The 7,082-nt window shown below is 62.4% G+C and carries 6 protein-coding genes and 1 pseudogene; 2 read left to right on the forward strand and 5 right to left on the reverse strand.

All coding sequences use genetic code 11. The annotated features are described in order from the left end of the window. On the reverse strand, positions 1 to 2,079 hold the full coding sequence (locus CK228_RS32135) for a hydantoinase/oxoprolinase family protein (RefSeq protein WP_095790430.1): 2,079 nt from the start codon (positions 2,077 to 2,079) through the stop codon (positions 1 to 3). Positions 2,080 to 2,168: 89 nt separating this feature from the next. Continuing rightward, entirely contained in the window at positions 2,169 to 3,068 is a 900-nt protein-coding gene (locus CK228_RS32140; RefSeq protein ID WP_095790431.1) for a LysR family transcriptional regulator, read from the reverse strand. Between the two features lie 236 nt (positions 3,069 to 3,304). Between CK228_RS32140 and CK228_RS32145 the strand changes: the two genes are divergently transcribed. Further along, complete coding sequence (locus tag CK228_RS32145; RefSeq protein ID WP_095790432.1) at positions 3,305 to 4,426, forward strand: FAD-binding oxidoreductase; 1,122 nt, start codon at positions 3,305 to 3,307, stop codon at positions 4,424 to 4,426. Between the two features lie 417 nt (positions 4,427 to 4,843). Here CK228_RS32145 and CK228_RS36165 read toward each other — a convergent pair. The 3 genes and pseudogenes from CK228_RS36165 to CK228_RS35055 form a co-directional block, all read right to left on the reverse strand. Further along, positions 4,844 to 4,990 (reverse strand): annotated as a pseudogene (locus tag CK228_RS36165) (LysR family transcriptional regulator); the annotation flags it as partial. Position 4,991: 1 nt separating this feature from the next. After that, on the reverse strand, positions 4,992 to 5,243 hold the full coding sequence (locus tag CK228_RS32150) for a hypothetical protein (protein WP_095790433.1): 252 nt from the start codon (positions 5,241 to 5,243) through the stop codon (positions 4,992 to 4,994). A 115-nt stretch (positions 5,244 to 5,358) separates the two neighbouring features. Beyond that, positions 5,359 to 5,661 carry a hypothetical protein gene (locus tag CK228_RS35055; protein ID WP_142876677.1) on the reverse strand — a complete coding sequence of 101 codons (303 nt, stop codon included), beginning with the start codon at positions 5,659 to 5,661 and terminating at the stop codon, positions 5,359 to 5,361. A gap of 232 nt (positions 5,662 to 5,893) precedes the next feature. Here CK228_RS35055 and CK228_RS32155 point away from each other — a divergent pair, with 232 nt between their 5' ends. Further along, positions 5,894 to 7,036 carry a helix-turn-helix domain-containing protein gene (locus CK228_RS32155; RefSeq protein ID WP_095775974.1) on the forward strand — a complete coding sequence of 381 codons (1,143 nt, stop codon included), beginning with the start codon at positions 5,894 to 5,896 and terminating at the stop codon, positions 7,034 to 7,036. Positions 7,037 to 7,082 lie beyond the last annotated feature (46 nt).

The raw sequence follows: 7,082 nt of genomic DNA on the forward strand, positions 1-7,082 counted from the left end.
TTACTCCGCGAAGGTCAGCAGAAGGTTGAGATGGCGGTCGACCCTTGCCTGCGCTCCGGCAGGAATGGCGAAGGTGGTGTCTTCCTGAACGACCACGGCAGGCCCGTGGAACGTGCTGCCCGGCACAAGGGTTTGCCGGTTGTGGAGGTCGACGGTCTCGACGCTCGCGCCCGTGTAGACGGGAAGACGGCGCGCCGGGATTGCCGGAGCGTTGATCTCGTCGGTCTCCGGGAGGGAGAGCTTCGGCCCCGCGCCCACTGCGGACAGCCGGACGTTCACGAGCTCGATCTCGCCATCAACGTCGTGGAAGTCGTAGAGCTGCTGATGGGTGAGATGGAAGGCCTGCGCGATGGCGACCGCATCACCATCTGCCAACCATTGCGGCGACAGGACAACCTCGATCTCATAGCTCTGCCCGACATAGCGCATGTCGCAGGAGAAAGTGAGGTCCGCGGCCGCGTCGTGCCCCTGCGCCGCAAGCCAGTCGCGTCCCTCTTGCGCCAGCGCCTCGAAGGCCTCGCGAATTCCGGCGAGCGACACGCCCGAGAGCGGGGTGAAGATGGTGCGAATGAAATCCCCGCGCAAATCCGCCACCAGTCCGCCGAGCGCCGACACCACGCCGGGGCGGCGCGGCGCCATCACGCGCTTCATACCGAGTTCGCGGGCAAGAAAAGCGCCGAGCATCGGCCCGCCGCCGCCGAAAGGCATCAGCGTGAAGTCGCGCAAGTCGACGCCGGCGCGCGAGGCGAGCTTCTCGACCTCGACGAACATCTCCGACACCGCGATATCGAGGATCGCCTGCGCGGTCTGCTCGATGGGGCGGCCGAGCCGGGTGGCAAGCTCGCCGACCGCGCGATGCGCCAGGCTGGTATCGATTCTGAGCTGGCCATAGGCCATCTCGCTGTGACCGAGCCATCCGCACACCACCATGGCGTCCGTCACCGTCGGCCTCTCGCCGCCACGGGCGTAGCAGGCCGGTCCCGGCGTCGAACCGGCCGATTCCGGTCCAACCCGTAGCACCCCCTGCGCATCGACACTGGCGATCGAGCCGCCGCCGACACCGATCGAGCTGACCGACACGGAGGGGATATGGAGAGGAAATTCGCCGATCAGCTCGCCGGTGCCGAACTGCGCCTCGCCGCCGATAATGAGCGCGAAGTCGGCCGAGGTGCCGCCGATGTCGAGTGTAAGAATCTTGTCTTCGCCTGCCTGACGCGCCAGCCACGCGGCGCCGATGACACCGGAGGCCGTTCCCGACAAAAGCATATTCACGCAGGCGCGCTTGCCCTCGGCAGCGTTCATCAATCCGCCGTTTGACTTCGTCAGCATCGGACGGGCCGGCACGCCGCGACTTTTCAACCGCTGTTCCAGCGCCGTCAGATAGCCGGAGACGCGCGGATGGACATAGCCGTTGAGGATGGCGGTCGAGCTGCGCTCGTATTCGCGGATGACCGGCCAGACCTCGGCCGAGGAGAAGACGAAGAGGTCGGGCTCAAGACGCGCTATCGTCGCCTTCACTGAAACTTCGTGGGCGGCATTGCGCCAGGAATGGAGGAAGGACACGACAATGCCTTGCGCCCCGTTTGCTTTTGCCACTGCCACCGCCCTTTCCACCGCCGCCATGTCCGGCGCCCGGGATTCGCTCCCATCGGCACGCATGCGGGCCGGGATGCCGAAAACCATGTCGCGCGAGATCAGCGGATCCGGCCGCGCGCAGAACAGCGAATACATGTCCGGCATACGCAGCCGCGCCAGTTCGATGACGTCCTCGAAGCCGGCATTGGTGAACAGCGCGAGCGGCGCGCCCTTGCGCTGGATGATCGTGTTGATGCCAACCGTCGTACCGTGCACGAAGCGCGTCATACGGGCAGGATCAAAGCCTTCGCGTTCGGCCAGAAGCGTGAGGCCCGTCATCAGCTCGGCGCCCGGATCCTCCGGCGTCGTCAGCACTTTCAGCGAGGCGACGCGACCGGAGCGGGCTTCCAGCGCGCAGAAATCAATGAATGTGCCGCCGATATCGACGCCGACCTTCCAGTCGGTTTCGTTCCGCGCCTCGTTGGCCGTGATGACACCATCCATGATGCGTCCCTTCCTGTCAGCCAACCAAAGCTGACACGACAGGATTGCCAGGGTCCAAGACGTATGACGAGGAACGATATAAGTCTTGCTTATGCCCTGGCACCGCCCAGCACGACGGAGCAGGCGGTGCGGATCTGGTCGCGCATCATCTCATCGGCCCGCGAGAGAGCCCGTGTGCGCGACGTGAGCAGCGCGATCGGAAATTCCGGCCCATTCGCGAGCGGCCTGACGGCAAGCCCGGCAAACTGGTGCCAGGGCAGCAGCGCGTCGACCAGGGCGACACCCAGGCCGGCCTGAACGAAGCCGACCGCCGAGATGGAGACGTCGATCTCGAGCGACGGCGAAAGCGCCACACCTTGCGCGCGGGCCGCGTGGGCCAACTCGTCGGCGGGGCGGGTGTTTCCGCGATAGGATATCAACTCTTCCCCGGCGAGATCGGCGAGGCTCAACTCGGTTTTCCCGGCCAATTCATGCCCGGCGGGCAGCAGGCAGGCGAAGCCGACGCTGCCGATCACCTCCGCATCGATATCGGGAGGCAGCCGGTCGTCCAAGGCCACGCCGAGGCTGGCATCGCCGGCACGCAACATGTCGACGATTGCGGCGATCGGCGCGCTGTGGGAACGCAGCAAAATATCGGGATGCTGCGCCCGGAAGCTGGTGAATGCGCGCGGCAAGATAGCCATGGCCGGCGGCGGCGAGGCCGCGACCCGCACCAGCCCCGTCCGGCCCAAACGCAGGTCGGTGGTCTTGCGGCGCAAGCCCTCCAGCCCCGCCGACAGCCTCTCGGCATCGGCGAAGATCTCGAGTGCCTCCGGGGTCGGCCGCAGCCGGCCCTTCACCCGCTCGAACAGCGTGAAGCCGAGTTCGTCCTCGGTGTGGAGCAGGATCTGGCTGAGCGCGGGCTGGGAGATGTTCAGCATCCGCGCCGCGGCGGTCACGGTGCCCGCGCGCATGACGGCGATGAACACTTCGAGCTGACGGGCACGCATTGCCACTCCATAGGCTAAGCTTATGGCTGTTGTCCAAACGCATCTTTGACGCAATCAAGCGGTGCCGACAAGATCGGCGCCTTCAGGGATTGTCCGCTCCGCGCTGGATGAGGATGACATTTGGTCGAATAGCCATCATCCAGCTCTTTGTTGGAGCATGATCTCTGGACAAACGGAAACCGTTTGTCCGAGAAAGCCGGTTCCCACTTTTCGGGATCATGCTCTAGGGAATAACCATGGATGTGATCGTGCTGGGCGGCGGACTGATGGGGACGGCTTCGGCCTATTTCCTCGCCCGGCGCGGCGCGCGCGTGACGCTGATCGAGCGCAATCGGGTCGGCACCGGAGCGACAGTCGCCTCCTTCGGCAATATCCGGCGCACGGGACGCCATCTGTCCCAGCTTCCACTCGCCCACCGCTCGCTCCGACTGTGGGGCGAAGCCGAAAAGATGCTTGGCCGCGACGTCGAGTTCCGCGCCACCGGTCATGTCCGGCTGATCTTCGATGAAGGAAGCCTTGCCGACATGCGGGCCTATGCCCAAGCCGCGCAGCCCTGGGGCCTCGACCTGGAAGAACTCGGCCCACGCGAGATTAGCGCCCGCTTTCCCGGCCTCGGCGCCGACGCGATCGCCGCGTCATTCTCTGCGCATGACGGCAGCGGCAATCCACGGCTGATAGCGCCGGCCTTTGCCGCAGCGGCCCGCAAACTGGGGGCGCAAATCATCGAGGGAGCCGAGGTCGGGAAGACCACCTATACGGGCTCCGGTTTCCTTGTCACCAGTTCGAAGGGCACATTCGCCTCCGAGTGCCTGCTCAACACCGCCGGAGCCTGGGGCGCGCGCATCGCCGCTGGGTTCGGCGAAGAAGTCCCGCTTGACGCCCGCGGTCCGCAAATGGGCGTGACCGAACCGCTGCCGCATCGGATCCTGCCGGTGGTCGGCATCTGGACGCGCGACAAAGACCATGGCGCCTATCTACGCCAGGTCGAACGGGGCAACATCGTCTTCGGCGGAGCGGCCGAACGGGTGGCGGTAGACCTCGATCCGGGTCATGCCAGCGCCGACCCCATGCGCCTGCCGACGCAGTTGCGGGCAGTGGCGCGGCTGCTGCCGGCGATCGCAAAGGTCGCGGTCATCCGCACCTGGTCCGGCTGCGAAGGCTATGTCAGGGACATGCAGCCGGTGATGGGACGCTCGGCGACGACGCCAGGGCTATTCCACGCCTTTGGCTTCAGTGGGCACGGCTTCCAGCTCGGCCCCGGCGTTGGCGACGCCATGGCCGAACTCATTGTGACCGACCGCTGCGAAACGCCGCTCGATGATCTCAGGATCGATCGCTTCAACCACCGCCTGAATTGACGAGAGCGTCTTTGCCCGATCTACGTCACGTTCCGGTGTCGTTCCTTTCCGACCCACCGATTTGCACGCCTTAGTACGTCAAAACCCTCCGCGAGACAGTCCGGCATTTACTTCAGACGCTGCAACCTGTCAGCTCAGTCGGACGGCTGGAAAGGAAACGCAGAACCGTCGGGGGCACTTGATGCGTAATGAAGAACGGAGAGCGGGAAGAGTCGCCATTTTTTATTGTCACGGTATCGCGGCACACAGTCAGCTCTATTGGACGGTTCAGTCCGCAGCCTTATCACTAAACGGCCGAGATGGGGCCGGGTATCCGACTGGCAGCTTCAGGGGGAAGACCATGCGAGAAAGCGGACATTATCACCGACGCCACGGAGGTGAGTTTAGGGCCCCCCTGGGCGCTTGCAGGAATCCATTCGACCGCCCATGGCGGGCATGAAGCAGTGCAACCACGTCAGCAGGCGGCGATGACCAACGCGAGAGAATAGCCTGCAATCTCCCCGTTGCCAGATCATCAGCCACATCCCACTCGCTTCGTACCATGATCCCAAGCCCGGCAACCGCTTCACACTTTCCTGTAATTGCTCTGGTGCTCGGTTCCCGGAGCCTTTTGCCGACGAGACCTGACCGCCTCCAGAAGTTCGCGCTCGCTGGTGTGAGCATTTCGAAAAATGGCCACAACCATCACCGCCAAGATTTCTGCGTCCGGGTCCAAAGGGTCGAGATTCTCATCCGCGCAGACCTGATCGAACACGCGCTCGCAATTAGCCAGGTCGAGGGGGCTCAGGCAGGTGTGATTGAAACGCCGACGCAGCATCTGTGCGAACCTTTCAGGGCCTGCCCCCGTGCTTGGCGGCGGGCTTTTACTGATAAACCGCTGACGTGATGGAATCCTTACGTGATAATATCGCCCACAGTGTATTGGAATAAGTTTATCTGCCGCCTGATGATTCCTCTGTTAAGAGTCCCAAAATCAGCGCACACTCACGAGCTTTATACTGACCAGCAATCATAAGCTGGTAGTAATCTTGCCGCTTGTGTTCCGGGACATGAAATCCTCGCCGAAAATCCGCCGCCTCTTTCGCGGTTCGAGTGCAGCCGAGTTTACTGGCGGTGACTTTCAAACTCGCCAGTGAGCATCCGATCTTTTCCGCAATAACTTTCAACGGCTCGTTGTTGCCATATCCATCAAGAATTATCTTGCGGCGAGCCTCACTGTTGAGCTTTGCGTTCATCTCGGTAGCCTCCTCGACTAATATTTCACCATGCCAGAATCTATACGCATCGAGTCGAAGAGTGTCGTTATCTTCGCATCCAGAAACTTATCTCGGAATGCATTTCTTGCTGCGATCCAGCGTGATCGCCGTTTTTTGTCGACTTGGGTTCCGCAGTCTTGCCAGATGCCTGACGTACACCACATGATTGTGGGGGGCATGGGCATACCCGATTCGGATATGGCACCACGCGATGGACACTAAAAGGCAAGACGAGGCCCCTGCGCGGCAGCTGCGGGACCTTGATCGGCGTCGTTGGCCGCGCGAAGGTCCACCTCACAATGAGGCTGCTCCGCCGCTCGGGCCGGCGCTCGAACCTTTGTCCTTTTCAACGCTCGAACTGGCGCCAGAGGATCAATTCGCCGCATGGCAAGCGCATATGACACCGCTTGTCGAGGTCAGGTTGCCGGATGACAAATTGCCGGACGATGGCTTTCCCGCCGACCACACGGCTTGGAATCTCGGCGGCATGCTGATCGTTCAACAGCGCGCGCCGGCACATAGCTACATGCGTTCCGCCGCGAAGCTCCGATCCAGTTCGATCGATCACTGGTATATCGTCTTGCCACGTACTGGCCGGTCGTGGACGGAGGTGGATCGCCGCGTTGCGGAAAACCTGTCGGGCAAATTGGAGATCAGATCGCTTGGCTATCCGTTTCGCGGGAGGGTAACGGACTCGGAAAGTCTCTTTCTCTATCTGCCGCGTGATTTGTTCTCTGATGCGGCGTCAACCCTCGACGCAAAGAACAATTCAATTCTGTCCGGCAACTTTGCCGATCTCTTGGTCGACTACGTCAATAGCGTCGAAGCAAGACTGCGCAGTCTGACGGCTGAAGATCTGCCCCGCATCGTACACGCAGCGCGCAGCATGATCATTGCCTGCCTCGCGCCTCCGACGGAACATGCTGCGGCCGCTGAACAATTGGCGAGTGTCGCGCTGATGGAGCGAGCGCGTCGATACGTCCAAAACAATCTGGATGCGGCTCATCTGACGCCGGATTCAATGTGCCGGGCTCTCGGCGTATCACGCTCCCGTCTCTATCAATTGTTCGAACCGAGCGGTGGTGTTCTTCATTACATACAAAGCCGCCGCCTTCTGGCAGCCCATGTTGCGCTTAGCGATCCGGCGGACAGCCGGCGGATTGTTGATATTGCCGAGGCCTTCGGGTTCAGTTCAGCGGCTAATTTCAGCCGAGCATTCAGCAAGGAATTCGGTTACAGCCCCCGCGAAGGCCGCAGTACTGTGGTGTTGCCGCGCCCCGCCCACTCTGTTTCGCTTGCTGAACACGAGAAGGCCTCTTCCTTCGAAGGCTGGCTCAAAGCGCTCGGACACTGAGTACAGGATCGGCGATGGTTGAGGTGGGGCGGGCTCAAGACAGGGG

The organism is Mesorhizobium sp. WSM4312, assembly GCF_002294875.1.
GTDB lineage: Bacteria > Pseudomonadota > Alphaproteobacteria > Rhizobiales > Rhizobiaceae > Mesorhizobium.